Raw genomic sequence first — 18,784 nt, 5'->3', positions numbered from 1 at the left:
GGGGCTCCGCCGCGCTGCGCTCCTCGCGTTCACCGGCCTGCCTCCTGGACGGTGCCGCCCACGGACGGGGCCGGGTCGGTGCTGCCGATGTCGTCCATGGTCGCCTGGACGGCCGGGTTGATCACGTCAGTGACCGGCTTGGGATAGAAGCCGAGCAGCAGGATCAGCGCGACGAGGGGGGCGACCACTACCTTCTCGCGCAGGTTGAGGTCCCGGCGCATCCCGTCGACCTCGGTCAGCGTCGGATTGAGCGTGCCCTGCGTAGTTCGCTGCACCATCCACAGCACGTACGCCGCCGCCAGGATGATGCCGACCGTGGCGATGACCGCCACCGGCTTGTTCACAGTGAACGTGCCGATCAGCACCAGGAACTCGGAGATGAACGGCGCCGTGCCGGGCAGCGCGAGCGAGGCGAGACCGGCGAAGAACAGCACACCGGCGAGCACGGGGACGAGCTTGCCGGCGCCACCGAAGTCACTGATCAGCGCCGAGCCACGCCGGGAGATCAGCATGCCGACCACCAGGAACAGCAGGCCGGTGGCCAGACCGTGGTTGAGCATGTAGAGCACCGCGCCCGTGCCGGCCTGGGTGGTGAACGCGAAGATGCCCACCCCGATGAACCCGAAGTGCGCGATCGACGTGTACGACACGAGCCGCTTGAGGTCGTTCTGGCCGACCGCCAGCAGCGCCGCGTAGATGATGCCGATCACGCCAAGCGCCAGCGCCCACGGGGCGAACCACTTCGACGCCTCCGGGAACAGCGGCAGGCAGTAGCGCAGGATCCCGAACGTGCCGACCTTGTCCAGCACACCTACCAGCAGCGCGGCGGCGCCCGCCGGGGCGGCGCCACCGGCGTCCGGCAGCCAGGTGTGGAACGGGAAGAACGGGGCCTTGATGGCGAACGCGAGGAAGAAGCCGAGGAACAGCCACCGCTCGGTGCCGGTGCTGATGTCGACCTGCGACAGCGCCTGCCAGTCGAAGGTCTTTCCGCCGACCACCCAGAGGCCGATCACCGCGGCCAGCATGAACAGACCGCCGACAAGCGAGTAGAGGAAGAACTTCACCGCCGCGTACTGCCGCTGGTGGCCGCCGTAGCTGCCGATCAGGAAGTACATCGGCACCAGCATGACCTCGAAGAACACGTAGAACAGGAAGACGTCGGCGGCGGCGAAGACGCCGATCATCGTGCTCTCGAGGATGAGCAGCAGCGCGAAGTAGACCGGGATGGACCGCTTGGAGGACTCCGCGTCGTGCCAGGACGCCAGGATCACCAGCGGCACCAGCACCGCGATCAGCATGAGCATCACCAGCGCGATGCCGTCCGCGGCGAAGGTGAAGCTGACGCCCCAGTTCGGGATCCACGAGTACGACTCCCGGAACTGGAACCGGTCACCGCCCGCGTTGAAGCTGACCCACATCACCACCGAGAGCACAAGCACCAGCAGCGACCAGGCGAACGCCACCTGCTTGGCCAGCTCCGGCCGGTGGCGCGGCAGGAAGGCCACCACCAGGGCGCCCACCAGCGGCGCCACGGTGAGCACCGAGAGGAACGGGAAGTTGGACATTATGCGGCCTTACCTCCGTCGTGGATGCGTGGTCCGCCGGCGGGGGCGGGCGTATTCAGGTCGGTCACGCCAACCACCCCGCCTGCACCGCCAGGAACGCCGCCATCACCAGCAGCGCACCGGCCAGGATCGAGGTGGCGTACGAGCGGACGAAACCGGTCTGCAGCCGCCGGAGCCGGCCCGAACCGCCGCCGACACCCGCGGCGAGTCCGTTGACCAGCCCGTCGATGCCCCGGTTGTCGAGGAAGACCAGCGCCCGGGTGAGGAAGATGCCCGGCTTCTCGAAGACCGCCTCGTTCACCGCGTCGGTGTAGAGGTTGCGCCGGGCGGCGGTGACCAGGATCCCGGCCGGCTGCGGCGCGGTGGCCGTACCGGTCCGGAAGAGGAACCAGGCCAGCCCGGCGCCGAGCACGGTGACCACCAACGAGAGCGTGGTGAGCACTGCGTGCGGGAGGACGGCCTCGTGTTCCGCATGCTCGCCGCCCAGCCCCGCGGTCGCCGTCAGCCAGTCCGGGACGGACGTGGAGAGCAGGAAACCGGCGCCGACCGAGCCGACCGCCAGCAGGATCAACGGGATGGTCATCAGCCGCGGCGACTCGTGCGGGTGCTCGATGTCCTCGGTCCACCGCTTGGGGCCGTGGAAGGTGAGCACGAACAGCCGGGTCATGTAGAACGCGGTCAGCCCCGCGCCGAGCAGCGCCGCCCCGCCGAAGAGCCAGGCGGTCCAGTCCTCCCGCTCGAAGGCGGCCACGATGATCGGCTCCTTCGAGAAGAAGCCCGAGAACGGGAACATGCCGATGATGGCCAGCCAGCCCATCATGAACGTCAACCAGGTGACCTTCATGTACGTCGACAGCCCACCGAAGCGGCGGATGTCCACCTGGTCCTTCATCCCGTGCATGACCGAGCCGGCGCCCAGGAACATGTTGGCCTTGAAGAAGCCGTGGGCCAGCAGGTGCACGATGGCCAGCGCGTACGCGCCGCCGCCCAGGCCGACGCCGAGGAACATGTAGCCGATCTGGCTCACCGTCGACCAGGCGAGCACCCGCTTGATGTCGTCCTTCGCCGCACCGATGATGCAGCCCATCAGCAGGGTGAGCGCGCCGACGCTCACCACCACGAGCTGGAGCGTCGAGTTGGCGGAGAAGATCGGGTTGGACCGGGCGATCAGGTAGACGCCGGCGGTGACCATGGTGGCGGCGTGGATGAGCGCCGACACCGGAGTGGGGCCCTCCATCGCGTCCGGCAGCCACGCCTGCAGCGGGAACTGACCGGACTTGCCGGCCGCGCCGAGCAGCAGCAGCAGGCCGAGCACCAGCACCGTGGTGCCGGTCAGCGCGCCGACACCGTTGAACACCTCGTCGTACTGGGTGGTGCCCAGCGTCGCGAACATGATGAAGATGCCGATGGCGAGGCCGGTGTCGCCGACCCGGTTCATCAGGAACGCCTTCTTGCCGGCCGTCGCGGCGCTCGGCCGCCCGTACCAGAAGGAGATCAGCAGGTACGACGCCAGACCGACGCCCTCCCAGCCGAAGTAGAGCATCACGTAGTTGTTGCCGAGCACCAGCAGCAGCATGGCCGCGACGAACAGGTTGAAGTACGCGAAGAACCGGCGACGACCCCCGTCGTGCGCCATGTACTCGACGGCGTACAGGTGGATCAGGAACCCGACGCCGGTGATCAGCATGACGAAGACCGCGGCCAGCGGGTCGAACAGCAGACCGAAGTCGACCCGCAGGTCACCGACCGCGATGAAGTCCCAGAGGCTCAGCTCGACCGACTTGTTCTCCAGGCCACGCAGCTGGAAGAAGGACGCCAGCCCGAGCACGAACGCGGCGCCGATGGCCGCGACGCCCAACCAGTGCCCCCAGCGGTCGGCCCGCCGGCCGAGCAGCAGCAGGACGGCCGCGCTGACCAGCGGGATCGCCACCAGCAGCCAGACGCTGCCGAGCAAGCCCGTGGCCTCTGCGTACTGCACAGTCTCTTCCACTCGCTTGCCCCTTAGTACTTGAGCAGGTTGGCGTCGTCGACACTCGCCGAGCGCCGGGTCCGGAAGATGGACATGATGATCGCGAGGCCGACGACGACCTCGGCCGCGGCCACCACCATCACGAAGAACGCCATGATCTGGCCGTTGAGGTCACCGTTGATCCGGCTGAAGGTGACAAGCGTCAGGTTGGCCGCGTTGAGCATCAGCTCGACACACATGAACAGCACGATCGCGTTGCGCCGGATGAGCACCCCGGACGCGCCGATGGTGAACAGCACCGCCGCCAGCACGAGGTAATGATTGGGCGTCACCTGTCGGTCCCCTTCAGCGTGGTCTCCTGCGCGGTCAGCTCGCGTACCGGCAGGATGTCCGGCGTGCTCCGCTCGGTGAGCTGGCCGTCCGGCAGCCGTGCCGGGGTGGCCACCGAGGAGGAGGTGGCGAAGACGCCGGGGCCCGGCTTCGGGCCGGGGTAGTTGCCCGGGGCGAAGCGTGCCTTCATTGTCGACACCTGGTCGACCTTGTCCTGCTTACGCCGCTCGACGTGCGCCAGCACCATGGCGCCGACCGCCGCGGTGATCAGCAGCGCCGAGGTCAGCTCGAACGCGAAGACGTACTTGGTGAACAGCAGCCGGGCGATGCCCTGCACGTTGCCCTCGGCGTTGGCCTGGTCCAGCCCGACCGCAGTGGTCTTGTCCATGGCGTTGTAGACGGCGCTGCCGACCAGGCCGGCGAAGCCGAGCCCCAGCAGGATCGCGGCGACGCGCTGACCGCGCAGGGTCTCGATCAACGAGTCCGAGGCGTCCCGGCCGACAAGCATCAGCACGAACAGGAAGAGCATCATGATCGCGCCGGTGTAGACGATGATCTGCACCATGCCGATGAACGGCCCGGCCTGGAGGATGTAGAACACGCCCAGGCAGAGCATCGTGAGCACCAGCCAGAGCGCCGAGTGCACCGCGTTGCGGGCCGCCACCATCCCGATCGCGCCGATGAGCGCGAGCGGCGCGAGGATCCAGAAGGTGACCTCCTCGCCGCCGGACACCCCACCGGCCGCGGCCAGCACCGTAGACGTGGTCATGCTCCCTCTCCCTTGCCGGCCGCCGCGCGCTGGGCGGCCTGCTCGGCGCCCGGGAACGTCACGCCGGGGTGCTCCTCGACCTGGTAGCGGCCGGGGCCCATCGGGGACGTCTCGGCACCGGCGGAGGTGCCCGGGTTGTCCAGCGCGCCGACGTAGTAGTCCTTCTCGCTGTCGCCCAGCCGCATCGGGTGCGGCGGCTGCTCCATGCCCTCGAGCAGCGGGGCGAGCAGCTGCTCCTTCGTGAAGATCAGATCCTGCCGGTTGTCCCGGGCCAGCTCGTACTCGTTGCTCATGGTCAGCGAACGGGTCGGGCAGGCCTCGATGCAGAGCCCACAGAAGATGCACCGCGCGTAGTTGATCTGGTAGGTGCTGGCGTACCGCTCACCGGGCGAGAAGCGCTGCTCGTCGGTGTTGTCGCCGCCCTCGACGTAGATCGCGTCCGCCGGGCAGGCCCAGGCGCACAGCTCGCAGCCGATGCACTTCTCCAGGCCGTCCGGGTGCCGGTTGAGGATGTGCCGCCCGTGGTAGCGCGGCGCCGACACCGGCGGCTTGAACGGATAGTCGGTGGTGACGACCTTCCTGAACATGTGCGAGAAGGTGACACCGAATCCCTTGAACGTTCCGGTGATCGCGCCCACGTCACACCTCCCTGGAGTCCGAGCCGGCAACGATGTTGGCCGGCTCCCGCTCGGCGACCACGCGCGTGATACGCGGGCTCGGTGGTACCTGAAGATCCATCGGCGGCAGCGGGAAGCTCCCGTACGGCCGGCTGTCGACCTGCTCCTGCGTGGTCGGCTTCGGCTGCGGTCGACGGTTGGGCCAGAACAGCGTGGCGATCAGCAGGATGCCGGCCGGGATGCCGACCGCGATCAGCTTGCCGCGCGAGTCCCAGTCCTCGATGGAGCGCAGGCCCGACAGGACCAGGATCCAGACCAGGTTGATCGGCAGCAGCACCTTCCAGCCGAAGCGCATGAACTGGTCGTAGCGCAGCCGGGGCAGCGTGCCGCGCAGCCACACGAAGACGAAGACCAGCGCGATCACCTTGCCGAAGAACCAGAGCATCGGCCACCAACCGGAGTTGGCGCCCTCCCAGAGGGTGATCGGCCACGGCGCCCGCCAGCCGCCGAGGAACAGCGTGGTGGTGACCGCGGACATGGTCACCATCGCGACGTACTCGCTGAGCATGAAGAGCGCGAACTTCAGCGAGCTGTACTCCGTCATGAAGCCGGCGACCAGCTCGGACTCGGCCTCGGGCAGGTCGAACGGCGCCCGGTTGGTCTCACCCACGGTGGCGATGAAGAAGATGACGAAGCTGGGCAGCAGCAGGATCGCGTACCAGCCCGGGGCGGGCAGGTCGAAACCGCCGATGCTGAGCTGCGTCCCGTGGGCCTGCTTGGCCACGATCCCGCTGGTGCTCATCGTGCCGGCGGTCATGAAGACCGCCACGATGGAGAGCCCCATGGCGACCTCGTAGGAGATCATCTGGGCGCTCGACCGCAGGCCGCCGAGGAGCGGGTACGTCGAGCCGGAGGCCCAGCCGCCCAGCACGATGCCGTAGACGCCCATCGAGGAGCAGGCCAGCAGCAGCAGCACCGCCACCGGCACGTCGGTGACCTGCAACGGCGTGTGGTGGCCGCCGATGCTCACCATCGGGCCGAACGGCACCACCGACAGCGCGGTGACCGCGCAGATCACCGAGATCGTCGGGGCGAAGAAGTAGACGACCTTGTCGGCCGCCTTCGGCAGGATGTCCTCCTTGAAGGCCATCTTCAGGCCGTCGGCGAGGGTCTGCAGCAGGCCGAACGGGCCGACCTGGTTGGGGCCGGGCCGCACCTGCATGTAACCCACCACGCGCCGCTCAAACCAGACACCGAGCAGGGTGGCCAGCAGGCCGAAGGCGAACGCGAAGACGATCTTGCCGAGGACCAGCCACCACGGATCCCGACCGAAGTCGGCAAGCGTCGGGTCCTGGGCGAGGATTGACGGACTCACTGGACACCCCCGGTGTTGAGGAGCGGACCCGGGAGACCGGCCTCGTCCGCCGCTACCCGCCCGGCCGGGACGGCCGCGCTCGGTGCGGGAACGGAGATCCGGACGACAGTGCCGGACGTCGCCCCGAGGCTGCGTCGCACTGTCGAACCGGGTGAGTTGGTCGGCAGCCAGACGACGCCGTCCGGCATCTCGGTCAGCTCCGCCGGCAGGGTCAACGCCCCGCGGTCGGTGCCGACCGTGACCGCGTCCCCGTCGACCACACCGAGCGCCTCGGCGGTGCCCTTGCCCAGCCGGACGACCGGCGGGCGGGCGGTGCCGGCGAGGTGCTCGTCGCCGTCGGTCAGGGTGCCGAGGTCGACGAGCTGGTGCCAGGTCGACAGCACGGCCTCACCGGCACGCGGGTGCGGCACCGCCCCCGGTGACACCGACGGGGCGGCCGGCCGGGCCATGCGCGTGGCCGGCAGGGAGCCCAGCTCCCGACGCACAGTCGGGACGTCGGCGGTGCCGAGCCGCACGTCGAGCAGCGCGGCCAGCGCGTCGAGGACCCGGCCGTCGGTCATCGCGGCGGTGTTCAGCACCGCCTCGAACGGACGCAGCCGGCCCTCCCAGTCGAGGAAGCTGCCGGCCTTCTCGGCCACCGGGGCCACCGGCAGCACCACGTCGGCCCGCCGGGTCACCGCGCTGGCGCGCAGCTCCAGGCTGACCAGGAACGGCACCGCGTCCAGGGCGGTCTCGGCCAGCCGGGGGTCGGCCAGGTCGGCGGGGTCGACCCCGCCCACCACCAGTGCCCCGAGCTGCCCGTTGGCGGCCGCCGCCAGGATGCCGTCGGTGTCCCGACCGGCCTGGCTCGGGATCACCCCGGCCGGAATGTCCCACGCCTCGCCCAGCTCGGCCCGCGCGGCCGGCTCGGTGACCAGCCGGCCACCGGGCAGCAGGTTGGGCAGGCAGCCCGCCTCGACCGCGCCGCGGTCACCCGCGCGCCGCGGCACCCAGGCCAGCTTCGCGCCGGTACGCCGGGCCACGTCCGCTGCGGCGGAGAGCCCACCCGGCACACCGGCCAGTCGCTCACCCACGATGAGGATCGCGCCCGGGGCGCTGAGCGCCTCGGTGACCGTGGCGTGCTCGGCGAGCACGCTGGCCTCCTCGCCCGGCACGACCCGGGCCAGCTTGGCGCCGAGCTTCTCCAGGCCGCGGGTGGCGAACGGCGCCAGCGCGTACACCGTCAGGGTCTTCTTCAGGTACGCCTTGCGCAGCCGCAGGAAGAGGATCGGGCACTCCTCCTCCGGCTCCAGGCCGACAAGCACCACGGCCGGCGCGTTCTCCACGTCGGTGTAGGTGACGTCGGTGACCCCGGCGACCGAGCTGGCCAGGAAGTCGGCCTCCTCACGGGAGACCGGCCGGGCGCGGAAGTCGATGTCGTTGGTGTTAAGCGCGACCCGGGCGAACTTCGCGTACGCGTAGGCGTCCTCGACGGTCAGCCGGCCGCCGGTGAGCACCGCCGTGCCCTGGCCGCCCTCGCGGGCCGCGTGCAGCCCCTCGGCGGCCCGGGTCAGCGCCTCGCTCCAGGACGCCTCCCGCAGTTCACCGGTGCGCTCGTCGCGGACCAGCGGGTTGGTCAGGCGGTCGGCGGCCCGGGTGTACTGGAAGCCCCAGCGGCCCTTGTCGCAGTTCCACTCCTCGTTCACCGCCGGCTCGTCGCCGGCGAGCCGGCGCAGCACCTTGCCGCGTCGCCAGTCGGTGCGCTGCCCGCAGCCGGCCGAGCAGTGCTCGCAGACGCTCGGGCTGGACACCAGGTCGAACGGGCGGGCCCGGAACCGGTACTGGGCGCCGGTGAGCGCCCCCACCGGGCAGATCTGCACGGTGTTGCCGGAGAAGTAGGAGTTGAACGGCACGTCGCCGGCGTCGCCCTCCTCGCCGTACGCGTCGTCCCGGTAGATGTTGATCTCCTCGGCGGACGACCGGCCCATCAGGTCGATGAACTTGTCGCCGGCGATCTCCTCGGAGAACCGGGTGCACCGCTGGCAGAGCACGCAGCGCTCGCGGTCCAGCAGCACCTGGCTGCTGATCGCCATCGGCTTCTCGTACTCCCGCTTGTGCTCGTGGAAGCGCGAGTCGGTGCGGCCGGTGGACATGGCCTGGTTCTGGAGCGGGCACTCGCCGCCCTTGTCACACATCGGGCAGTCCAGCGGGTGGTTGAGCAGCAGCAGCTCCATCACCCCCTCCTGCGCCTTCTTGGCCACCGGGGAGGTGATCTGCGTGCGGACGACCATGCCGTCGGCGACGGTCTGGGTGCAGGAGGCGACGGGCTTGCGCTGCCCCTCCACCTCGACCAGGCACTGCCGGCACGCGCCGGCCGGGGCCAGCAGCGGGTGGTCGCAGAACCGGGGGATCTCGGTGCCCATCTGCTCGGCGACCCGGATCAGCAGCGTCCCCTTGGGGGCGGTGACCTCGACGCCGTCGATGGTGAGCGTGACGGTCTCGGTCTGCTTGGCTACGTCGGTCATCAGTGCGCCCCTACCAGGGTCTTCTCCGACAGCTTGGGTGCGGTCCGACCCTCGATGTAGTCCAGGTAGTCCTGCTTGAAGTACTTCAGCGACGAGGTCACCGAGCTGGTCGCGCCGTCACCGAGACCGCAGAACGAGCGGCCGAGGATGTTGTCGCAGGTGTCCAGCAGCGTGTCCAGGTCCTCGTGGGTGCCCTGACCGGACAGGATCCGCCGGTAGACCCGGACCATCCAGTAGTTGCCCTCCCGGCACGGGGTGCACTTGCCGCACGACTCGTGGTGGTAGAACTCCAGCCACCGGTACGTCGCGTAGACCGGGCAGTCCTGGTCCGAGAAGATCTGGGTGGCCGTGGTGCCCAGGATCGAGCCGGCCGCCGCCACCCCCTCGAAGTCAAGTGGCACGTCCAGGTGCTCGGCGGCGAGCAGCGGGGTGGACGACCCGCCCGGGGTCCAGAACCTCAGGTTGTGGCCGGGCTGCATGCCACCGGCCAGTTCCAGCAGCTCGCGCAGCGTGACGCCCATCGAGCACTCGTACTGGCCCGGGTTGTTGATGCGGCCGGACAGCGAGTAGATCATCGGCCCGGAGGACTTCTCGGTGCCCATGGTCTTCCACCAGTCGGCCCCACCGAGCACGATCGGCGGCACGCTGGCGATGGTGCCGACGTTGTTGACCACCGTCGGGCTCGCGTACAGGCCGTGGGTGGCCGGGAACGGCGGGCGCAGCCGGGGCTGACCCCGGAACCCCTCCAGCGAGTCCAGCAGCGCCGTCTCCTCGCCGCAGATGTACGCCCCGGCGCCGGAGTGCACCACCAGCTCCAGGTCGTAGCCGCTGCGCAGGATGTTGCGGCCGAGGTAGCCCTTGTCGTACGCCTCCTGGACCGCGTTGCGCAGCCGACGCGCGGCGTGCACCGCCTCGCCCCGGATGTAGATGTACGCGCGGCTGGCCCGGATCGCGTACGACGCGATGATGACGCCCTCGACCAGCGCGTGCGGGTCGTGGGTCATCAGCGGCAGGTCCTTGCAGGTGCCCGGCTCGCCCTCGTCGGCGTTGACCACCAGGTAGTGCGGCTTGCCGTCGCCCTGCGGGATGAAGCCCCACTTGAGGCCGGTGGGGAAGCCGGCGCCACCCCGACCGCGCAGCCCGGAGTCCTTGATTAGCTGGATCAGGTCGTCCGGGTGGGCCTTGAGGGCCTTGCGCAGCGCGGCGTAGCCGTCGAGCTGCTCGTACGTGCCGATCCGCCAGGCGTCCGGCGACAACCAGCGCTTGGTCAGCACCGGCGTCAGCTTGGCCAGCGTCTCCGGGCGGGGAGTGGTCACTTCTGGGCCCCCGTTTCGCTCGCGTCGGCCGGTCCGGCGCCGTCGGCGTCCGTGCCAGCCTTCGCTTCGGTGAGGTTGCGCTCCTGCGCCCCGGCCTCGTCGCCGGCGGGCTTGCCGTCGCCGGCCGGCTCGTTGGCCGCCACGCCTGCGGCCTCTGCCGACCGGGCGTCGCGCGGCTCCGGCGCGGTGCTGTCCGTCGGCACCTTGGTGCCGGGGGCGTCCGGCACGGCCGTGCCCGCGTCCGGCTGCCGGGTCTCGGCGGTACGCACCTGCGGCGACTTGTCGTCGGGTGCCTTCACGTCCGGGGCGGTGCTGCCGCTCGCGGCGGCGGGAGCCGGCTCGCCGGCACCGGCGTTGCCGGGCGTCGGGGCGGACGCCCCGTCGCCGCCCTTGACCGGTGCCGCGCTGGCCTCGACGGGTGCCGGCTTGGCGGCCTCCGCCTTCGCCTTCGCCTCGGCGGCGGCCTTGTCGGCCTCGGCCTTGCTGCGGATCGGGGTGTTCGGGTCGAAGCCCGGCACCGAGACGTTGTGCTCCTGCGCCAGCCGCAGCCCGCGCAGGGTCGGCTCGCCCGGCCCGCCGTCGGCGACAGCGCCGTCGCGCTCGTCGGCGAAACCGGCGAGCTGCACCGCCATCTCCTTGAGCGTGCACAGCCGCGCGCCGCGCGTCGGCATCGGCCGGCCACCGCCGCGCAGTTCGTCGACCACGCCGACCGCGGTGGACGGATCCACCCGGTCGAAGAAGTCGTAGTTGACTGTCATCACCGGGCCGTAGTCGCAGGCCGCCAGGCACTCGGCGTGCTCCAGCGTGATCGTGCCGTCCGCGGTGGTCTCGTCGTGCCCGACACCCAGGTGCTCGACGAGGGTGTCGTAGACCTCCTGACCCCCCAGCACGTTGCACATCGTGTTGGTGCAGACGCTTACCAGGAAGTCACCTGTCGGCTTGCGCTTGTACATGGTGTAGAAGGTGGCCACCGCGCCGACCTGGGCCTTGTTCAGCCCGAGCACCTCGGCGCAGAACGTGACCCCGGCCGGGGAGACGTACCCCTCCTCCGCCTGGACCAGGTGCAGCAGCGGCAGCAGCGCCGAGCGGGACCGGTCCGCCGGGTAGCGGGCGATGATCTCGCGCGCCCGTTCCCGCGTCTCGTCAGTGAAAGTCGTCGTCATCAGAGCCGCCTTCCGTTCGCGACTGCGGGGCTCGCAAGCTCGCTCCTCGCACTCACCTGTCACACCCGCCCATGACCGGGTCCAGCGAGGCGCCGCCGGCGATCACGTCGGCGATCAGGCCGCCCTCGGCCATCGCCGGGAGGGCCTGCAGGTTGACGAAGCTCGGCTCCCGGTAGTGCACCCGGTACGGCCGGGTGCCACCGTCGGAGACCGCGTGGACGCCCAGCTCGCCGCGGGGCGCCTCGATGGCGACGTACACCTGGCCGGGCGGGACCCGGAAGCCCTCGGTCACCAGCTTGAAGTGGTGGATCAGCGACTCCATCGACTGACCCATGATCTTCGCGACGTGCTCCAGCGAGTTGCCCATGCCGTCGACGCCGATGGCGAGCTGCGCCGGCCACGCGATCTTGCGGTCGGCGACCATCACCGGGCCCGGCCGCAGCCGGTCCAACGCCTGCTCGACAAGCTTCATCGACTCGCGGATCTCGGCGAGCCGCACCTGGTAGCGACCCCACACGTCACCGTCGGGGTGGGTCGGCACGTCGAACTCGTACGTCTCGTAGCCGCAGTACGGCATGGTCTTGCGCAGGTCCCAGGCGAGCCCGGCCGAGCGCAGCACCGGACCGGTGATGCCGAGCGCCACGCAGCCGGTCACGTCCAGCACCGCGACGTTCTTCGTCCGTTCGAGCCAGATGGGCTGACCGGAGAGCAGGTCCTCGTACTCCTTGAGCTTCTTCGGCATCATCTTCAGGAACTCGCGGATCTTGACGATCGCCTCGTCCGGCACGTCCTGCGCCACACCGCCCGGCCGGACGTACGCGTGGTTCATCCGCAGGCCGGTGATGGTCTCGAAGATGTCGAGGATGTACTCCCGCTCGCGGAAGCCGTACAGCATGATCGAGATCGCGCCCAGCTCCATGCCGGTGGTGGCCAGCCAGACCAGGTGCGACGAGATCCGGTTGAGCTCCATCATCAGCACGCGGATGGTGGTGGCGCGCTCGGTGACGTCGTCGGTGATGCCGAGCAGCTTCTCGACCGCGAGGGCGTACGCCGTCTCGTTGAAGATCGGGGCGAGGTAGTCCATCCGGGTCACGAACGTCGAACCCTGGACCCAGTTGCGGTACTCGAGGTTCTTCTCGATGCCGGTGTGCAGGTAGCCGACGACCGAGCGGGCCTCGCGGACCGTCTCGCCCTCCAGCTCCAGGATCAGCCGCAGCACCCCGTGCGTGGACGGGTGCTGCGGACCCATGTTGACCACGATCCGCTCGTCGTTGATCGGGTCGGTGCCCGAGACGACCGTGTCCCAGTCCCCACCGGTGACGGTGAAGACCCTGCCCTCGGTGGTCTCGCGTTCGGTCGCGTAGTTCGACGTGGTCACTGGTACGACCTCCTGCGGTCCGGCGGCGGGATCTCGGCGCCCTTGTACTCGACAGGCACGCCACCGAGCGGGTAGTCCTTGCGCTGCGGGTGGCCCTCCCAGTCGTCCGGCATGAGGATCCGGGTCAGGTTGGGGTGACCGTCGAAGACGATGCCGAACATGTCGTACGCCTCCCGCTCCTGCCAGTCCGCCGTCGGGTAGACGGCGGTGACGCTGGGCAGGTGCGGCGACTCGACGGAGACCGCGGCCTCCAGCCGGATCCGACGCCGGTAGGTCATCGAGGTGAGCAGGTAGACCACGTGCAGCCGGCGCTCGTCGGCGCCGAGGTAGTCCACCCCGGACACCGAGGAGCACAGCTCGAAGCGCAGCGCCAGGTCGTCCCGCAGCACCTGGCAGACCTCGGCGATCCGCTCCGGGCGGACGTGCAGGGTCAGCTCACCCCGGTCGACGACCACCTTCTCGATCGCGTCGGCGAAGGCCGGGTACGCCTCCTCCAACGCGTCGCGGACCTCGTCGAAGTAGCCCCCGTACGGCCGGGACGCCTCCTCGACGGGCTGGCGCGGTCGGACCAGGCCGCCGTAGCCGGACACGTCGCCGGTGCCCTGGTTGCCGAACATGCCGCGCCCGGCCGGGCTGGCCGGCGGCTGCTCGGCCGGAGCGCCGCTGGTGGCGCCGGCCGGCACCACCGGCAGCGGTACGCCACCGTCGTTGGGCTTGTCGCTCATTTGGGGCCTGCCTGCGGGTGGAGGTGGTTCTGGGCGTTCATCCAGTTCTCGATCCGCAACTGCTCCTCGCGCCCCTCGCGGACCGCCTGGGTCCACTCGGCACGCCGGGCCTTGTCGTTGCGGTACGAGGACGGCATGGAGCCGTACGGCACGACCGGAACGTCGCCGCGCTCCTGGCGGGCCGCCAGCATCTTGCGACCGTTCGGGCCCAGCGGCTCATACATGATCTTCTCGCGGAGCTTGAGGATCGCGTCGATGAGCATCTCCGGCCGGGGCGGGCAGCCGGGCAGGTACATGTCGACAGGTACGACGTGGTCGACGCCCTGCACGATCGCGTAGTTGTTGAACATGCCGCCGCTGCTGGCGCAGACGCCCATGGAGAGCACCCAGCGGGGCTCGGCCATCTGGTCGTAGATCTGGCGCAGCACCGGTGCCATCTTCTGGCTCACCCGGCCGGCCACGATCATCAGGTCGGCCTGCCGGGGCGAGGCCCGGAAGACCTCCATGCCCCAGCGGCCCATGTCGTAGTGCGGACCACCGGCGGCCATCATCTCGATGGCGCAGCAGGCCAGGCCGAAGGTGGCGCCCCACACGGACGACTTCCGGGACCAGTTGACCAGCTTCTCCACCGAGGTGAGCAGGACGCCGGCGGGGAGCTTCTCCTCGATGCCCATCTGACGTTCCTTCCTCAGTCCCAGTCCAGGCCGCCGCGCCGCCACACATAGGCGTACGCGACGAAGACCGCGACGATGAACAGGACCATCTCCACGAAGCCGAAGATCGGCAGAGCGTCGAACGAGACCGCCCAGGGGTAGAGGAAGATGATCTCGATGTCGAAGACGATGAAGAGCATCGCCGTCAGGTAGAACTTGATCGGGAACCGCCCGCCGCCGACCGGCTGGGGGCTGGGCTCGATGCCGCACTCGTAAGCCTCGAGTTTGGCCTTGTTGTAGCGACGTGGACCGGCGAAGCGGGCGGCGCCGACGGAGAACAGCGAGAACGCCGCGGCGAGGGCGAACAGCCCGATGATCGGTGCGTAAGGCGAGAGCGACATCGTTTTCTCCTGCTCGTCCTTCCCTGCCCTCGGTGCTTGACGAAAATCACACTATTCACGTCCCTCGCGGTGGCTGCCGGCGGGGGTCGATCTTTGTCGGCGTCGGGGCTGTGACCAGCGCCGATGCCGTCGCTCTAAACCGCTGGCGCGGCTTTCGTCATCGCGTTGATGACCCGGTCCATCGCGTCCCCGCCTCGGGGGTCGGTCAGATTGGCCAGCAACTTGAGGACGAAGCGCATCAGCGTCGGGTGGGGCATGCCGTGCTTGGTGGCGATCCGCATGATCTCCGGACGGCCGATCAGCTTCACGAAGATGCCGCCCAGCCGGTAGTAGCCACCGAGCCGGGCCTTCAGCTCGTTCGGGTACGCCATCAGCGCCCGCTCCCGCTCCGGCCCGGCCGGACGCGCGAGTGCCTGCACCGCGACCTCCGCGGCCAGCTCGCCGGACTCCATGGCGTACGCGATGCCCTCGCCGTTGAACGGGTTGACCATCCCGCCGGAGTCGCCGACGAGCAGAACACCGCGGGTGTAGTGCGGCACCCGGTTGAAGCCCATCGGCAGCGCGGCGCCGAGGATCGGACCGTCGGCGTTTGTCTCGTCGGTCATGCCCCAGTCGGCGGGCGTGTTGGCCAGCCAGTCGGTGAGCAACCGGCGGTAGTTGGTCTTGCCGAACGCGGACGACGAGTTGAGCACGCCGAGGCCGACGTTGACCCGCCCGTCACCGAGCCCGAAGATCCAGCCGTACCCGGGCAGCAGGTTGTCGCCGCTGTCCTTGCTGCGCAGCTCCAGCCACGACTCGAGGTAGTCGTCGTCGTGCTTCACCGGGGAGTGGTAGTAGCGGCGGACGGCCACGCCGATCGGCCGGTCCTCCCGCTTGGCCAGCCCGAGCGCGAGCGGGAACCGACCGGAGACCCCGTCGGCCGCCACGACCAGCGGGGCGTGGAAGGTGGCGGGCTCCTTGCCGGGCCCCACCTCCGCCTCGACGCCTGTCACCCGACCGTCAGCGTCGAGCACCGGGCCCAGCACGTTGACGTTGGTCCGCAGTTTGGCGCCGGCGGCCACCGCCCGCTGGGCGAGCAGGTCGTCGAAGTCCAGTCGGGTGCGGACCAGGCCGTAGTTGGGGAAGCTGGCCAGCTCGGGCCAGTCCAGTTCCAGGCGTACGCCGCCGCCGATCACCCGCAGGCCGCGGTTGTGCAGCCAGCCGGCCTCGGGCGACGTGTCCACGCCCATCCGGATGAGCTGGCGCACCGCGCGCGGGGTCAGCCCGTCGCCGCAGACCTTCTCCCGGGGGAACTCGGTCTTCTCCAACACCAACACCCGTACGCCGTGCCGGGCCAGGTGGTACGCAGTCGCCGATCCACCGGGACCGGCGCCAACGACGATGACGTCGGCGTCGTGTTCCACCGCGGTCATTCGCGCCTCCTCCCGCACGCTCGTGAAATGCTTCACAAGCCAGACGGGACGAGTGTATGACCGGCGTCATACCTGCGCAGGGTCAGGGGTACCTAATTCGGCGATGTGACAGCCGGCGACCGTCCACAGCGGGCGGGTGTCAGGCCGATCGGGAGGCGTCCAGGCCCGCGTCGACCCGGATCGACTCCGGCAGGTGCTCCCGCAGCGCGCCGCCGGCGGCCCGGTCCAGCGCGGCCAGCACCTCGGCGACCACCTGCCGGACGTCCGCCGGGTCGGCGCCGGCCAACGCGCGTAGCTGCGCGATGAGTTCGGCCGCGTCGTCGTCGGTGGCGGCCACCGGGTCCGCCGGCTCTGCTCCGGTCATGCGAACGAGCGTACGGGGCAAAGTGGACTTAAGCCGTAAATTCCCGAAACGCGCCGTACTACTGGCGGATTCCCCGGTGCAGGGCGACCACACCGCCGGTCAGGTTGCGCCACGCCACCCGGCCCCAGCCGGCCGCGGCGACCCGCCCGGCCAGGGCGGCCTGGTCCGGCCAGGCGCGGACCGACTCGGCCAGATAGACGTACGCCTCGGGGTTGCTGGACACCGCGCGGGCGACGACCGGCAGCGACCGCATCAGGTACGACAGGTACACCGTCCGGAAGGCCGGGTTGACCGGGGTGCTGAACTCGCACACCACCAGCCGGCCACCCGGCCGGGTGACCCGGGCCAGCTCGCGCAGGGCCGCGTCGGTGTCGTTGACGTTGCGCAGCGCGAAGGAGATGGTCACCGCGTCGAAGCTCGCGTCGGCGAACGGCAGCCGCAGCGCGTCCCCGGCCAGCAGCGGCACCTCGGGGCGGGCCCGCTTGCCCGCGTACAGCATGCCCAGCGACAGGTCGGCGCCCACCGCGTACGCCCCGGACTGGGCCAGCTCGCGCGTCGAGACGCCGGTGCCCGCGCCCACGTCCAGCACCCGCTCGCCGGGCCGCAGCCCGAGCGCCGCCCGGGTGGCCCGGCGCCAGGAGCGGTCCTGGCCCAGCGAGATCACCGTGTTGGTCAGGTCGTAACGCTCGGCCACGCCGTCGAACATCGCGGCGACCTCGTGCGGCTGCTTGTCCAGACTGGCGCGCTGGCCCTGCGGGGTACGGCTCACCCGCTCCACTCTGCCAGCCACGCTCAAGCCCTCGGCCGGTGGGTCCGCGTACCCCCACAGCAGCCGGCACGCACGACGCAGCGGCCGGCTGCGGCGGACCTCGCGTGGCTCGGCACGCGAAAGGGCGAGGTGGTCGCCCACCCCGCCCTTCGCTTCCTGCCTGTGTCAGGTGGTGCCTGTGTCAGTCGGTCGGGGTCTCGTCGCCGGGGGCGACCAGGACGACCTTGCGGCGGCGGGAGAGCACCAGCAGCGCCCCGCCCGCGAGCAGGATCAGACCACCGATGCCGCCGATCAGGCCGACCTGCACACCGGTCACCGGCAGCCCACCGCCACCGGAACCGCCTCCGCCGGCTGTCGGCGAGGTGGTCGCACCCGGCGTCGTCGTGCCGCCCGGCGTCGGAGTCGCCGTCGGGGTGGCCGTCGGCGTCGGCGTGGCGGTCGGGGTCGGCTGCGCGCTCAGGTCGACGAAGGCTTCGAAGGTGGTGTGGTTGTCCAGCTCGTCGGCCTCGGTGAAGGCCTTCCGCTGCGCCGGGTTGGCCGCCTCGGGCTGCTCCTCCGGCTGCCCCTCGGCGCCGTCCAGCCCGTACGCGAAGAGATCACCCTCGTGCAGCACCGGCTCGGTCACGCCGTTTCCCACCTGCACCCGCACGTCGGCCGTGTAGTACTGCCCCGGCTTGACGACCGCACCGGAGTCCTCGCACAACAGCTGGGCCTTGCCGGCGATCTCCTGCTCGAGGCAGCCCGCCGGCTTCGTGACGAAGCTGACGCCGGCCGGGAGGGTCAGGCCGTAGAAGATCCCCGTCGCCTTGCGACTGCCGTCGTTGTACACGGCCCAGTCGAGAGGCACCGGCACCCCGCGGGGGACCGGCTTCAGGTTGGGCTCGTCGCTCACCGCGCCGTTGACCACGACGTTGGCCTGGACATCCTGCGCCCAGGCGGTCAGGTCGTAGCCCGGCCGGGAAACCGTGATCGGCACCTCGACGCTGTCGTCCTCGATGCTGCGCTGCGGGGTTTCGGTGGTGACATCAACGCCCAGCACCCCGCCGTCGCCCCGGGCGCCGGTGCTGAAGAGCGGGAGGCCGAAGTCCTCGCTGGTGCCGGCGCGCAGGTCGCCGAGGAGGCAGCTGTAGATCGCGGTGGTGCTCAGCACGCAGTCGGCCGGGATGACGTAGCCGACGCGCTTCTGCTTCAGCTCACGGGTGTTCACCCGGATCCGGACGTTCTTGGCGTCGGCGGGGCCCGAGTTGGTCACGGTGAACTTGAACGGCTTCGCCCGCGCCGCGTCGACACCCTTGGCAAGGGTCGTACTGATCGGAACGAGGCTGATCTCGGCCGTGTCGGCGGCCTGCGCCGGGGCGGCAACGGTGGCAAGGCCACCGGCCGCGAGCAGTGCCACGACGCCGACACGAGCCAGCGTCGAGCGGTGGAACGCTGTCATCAGTCCCCCGGGGTTTAGGGAAGAAGAGAATGAATG

At 70.3% G+C, this 18,784-nt stretch carries 17 protein-coding genes; all 17 read right to left on the bottom strand.

The window, feature by feature from the left end; genetic code table 11:
- Nucleotides 1-29 precede the first annotated feature (29 nt).
- Nucleotides 30-1,565 carry an NADH-quinone oxidoreductase subunit M gene (locus MILUP08_RS02985; RefSeq protein WP_007454603.1) on the bottom strand — a complete coding sequence of 512 codons (1,536 nt, stop codon included), beginning with the start codon at nucleotides 1,563-1,565 and terminating at the stop codon, nucleotides 30-32.
- 64 nt (nucleotides 1,566-1,629) lie between these two features.
- Complete coding sequence (gene nuoL / locus MILUP08_RS02980; protein WP_007454602.1) at nucleotides 1,630-3,555, bottom strand: NADH-quinone oxidoreductase subunit L; 1,926 nt, start codon at nucleotides 3,553-3,555, stop codon at nucleotides 1,630-1,632.
- Nucleotides 3,556-3,566: 11 nt separating this feature from the next.
- Entirely contained in the window at nucleotides 3,567-3,866 is a 300-nt protein-coding gene (nuoK, locus tag MILUP08_RS02975) for an NADH-quinone oxidoreductase subunit NuoK (protein WP_007454601.1), read from the bottom strand.
- Nucleotides 3,863-4,633 (bottom strand): NADH-quinone oxidoreductase subunit J, encoded by a 771-nt coding sequence (locus MILUP08_RS02970; protein WP_007454599.1) that lies wholly within the window; start codon nucleotides 4,631-4,633, stop codon nucleotides 3,863-3,865. The genes nuoK and MILUP08_RS02970 overlap by 4 nt, the downstream gene beginning before the upstream one ends.
- Nucleotides 4,630-5,271: an NADH-quinone oxidoreductase subunit NuoI gene (nuoI, locus tag MILUP08_RS02965; RefSeq protein ID WP_007454597.1), complete on the bottom strand. Its 642-nt coding sequence runs from the start codon at nucleotides 5,269-5,271 to the stop codon at nucleotides 4,630-4,632. Before nuoI ends, MILUP08_RS02970 begins: the two co-directional genes overlap by 4 nt.
- A gap of 1 nt (nucleotide 5,272) precedes the next feature.
- Complete coding sequence (nuoH, locus tag MILUP08_RS02960; RefSeq protein WP_007454596.1) at nucleotides 5,273-6,625, bottom strand: NADH-quinone oxidoreductase subunit NuoH; 1,353 nt, start codon at nucleotides 6,623-6,625, stop codon at nucleotides 5,273-5,275.
- Complete coding sequence (locus MILUP08_RS02955; RefSeq protein WP_007454595.1) at nucleotides 6,622-9,129, bottom strand: NADH-quinone oxidoreductase subunit G; 2,508 nt, start codon at nucleotides 9,127-9,129, stop codon at nucleotides 6,622-6,624. Before MILUP08_RS02955 ends, nuoH begins: the two co-directional genes overlap by 4 nt.
- Complete coding sequence (nuoF, locus tag MILUP08_RS02950; RefSeq protein WP_007454594.1) at nucleotides 9,129-10,445, bottom strand: NADH-quinone oxidoreductase subunit NuoF; 1,317 nt, start codon at nucleotides 10,443-10,445, stop codon at nucleotides 9,129-9,131. The genes MILUP08_RS02955 and nuoF overlap by 1 nt, the downstream gene beginning before the upstream one ends.
- Complete coding sequence (gene nuoE, locus MILUP08_RS02945) at nucleotides 10,442-11,608, bottom strand: NADH-quinone oxidoreductase subunit NuoE (RefSeq protein WP_007454593.1); 1,167 nt, start codon at nucleotides 11,606-11,608, stop codon at nucleotides 10,442-10,444. Before nuoE ends, nuoF begins: the two co-directional genes overlap by 4 nt.
- 52 nt (nucleotides 11,609-11,660) lie before the next feature.
- Nucleotides 11,661-12,986, bottom strand: a complete 1,326-nt coding sequence (locus tag MILUP08_RS02940; protein WP_007454592.1) for an NADH-quinone oxidoreductase subunit D — start codon at nucleotides 12,984-12,986, stop codon at nucleotides 11,661-11,663.
- Nucleotides 12,983-13,711, bottom strand: a complete 729-nt coding sequence (locus MILUP08_RS02935) for an NADH-quinone oxidoreductase subunit C (protein WP_007454591.1) — start codon at nucleotides 13,709-13,711, stop codon at nucleotides 12,983-12,985. The genes MILUP08_RS02940 and MILUP08_RS02935 overlap by 4 nt, the downstream gene beginning before the upstream one ends.
- Nucleotides 13,708-14,385, bottom strand: a complete 678-nt coding sequence (locus MILUP08_RS02930; protein ID WP_007454590.1) for a NuoB/complex I 20 kDa subunit family protein — start codon at nucleotides 14,383-14,385, stop codon at nucleotides 13,708-13,710. Before MILUP08_RS02930 ends, MILUP08_RS02935 begins: the two co-directional genes overlap by 4 nt.
- Before the next feature lie 14 nt (nucleotides 14,386-14,399).
- A complete protein-coding gene (locus MILUP08_RS02925) occupies nucleotides 14,400-14,765 on the bottom strand; it encodes an NADH-quinone oxidoreductase subunit A (protein ID WP_007454588.1) in 366 nt (121 codons plus the stop codon).
- Nucleotides 14,766-14,899: 134 nt separating this feature from the next.
- Complete coding sequence (locus MILUP08_RS02920) at nucleotides 14,900-16,177, bottom strand: geranylgeranyl reductase family protein (protein ID WP_007454586.1); 1,278 nt, start codon at nucleotides 16,175-16,177, stop codon at nucleotides 14,900-14,902.
- Nucleotides 16,178-16,316: 139 nt separating this feature from the next.
- Complete coding sequence (locus tag MILUP08_RS02915; RefSeq protein ID WP_007454584.1) at nucleotides 16,317-16,541, bottom strand: hypothetical protein; 225 nt, start codon at nucleotides 16,539-16,541, stop codon at nucleotides 16,317-16,319.
- Nucleotides 16,542-16,599: 58 nt separating this feature from the next.
- Complete coding sequence (locus tag MILUP08_RS02910) at nucleotides 16,600-17,310, bottom strand: demethylmenaquinone methyltransferase (protein WP_039907192.1); 711 nt, start codon at nucleotides 17,308-17,310, stop codon at nucleotides 16,600-16,602.
- 181 nt (nucleotides 17,311-17,491) lie between these two features.
- Complete coding sequence (locus tag MILUP08_RS02905) at nucleotides 17,492-18,748, bottom strand: LPXTG cell wall anchor domain-containing protein (protein WP_007454581.1); 1,257 nt, start codon at nucleotides 18,746-18,748, stop codon at nucleotides 17,492-17,494.
- Nucleotides 18,749-18,784: the final 36 nt, after the last annotated feature.

The organism is Micromonospora lupini str. Lupac 08, from assembly GCF_000297395.2.
Taxonomy (GTDB): domain Bacteria; phylum Actinomycetota; class Actinomycetes; order Mycobacteriales; family Micromonosporaceae; genus Micromonospora; species Micromonospora lupini.
This window is presented reverse-complemented; position numbering and strand designations above follow the sequence as displayed.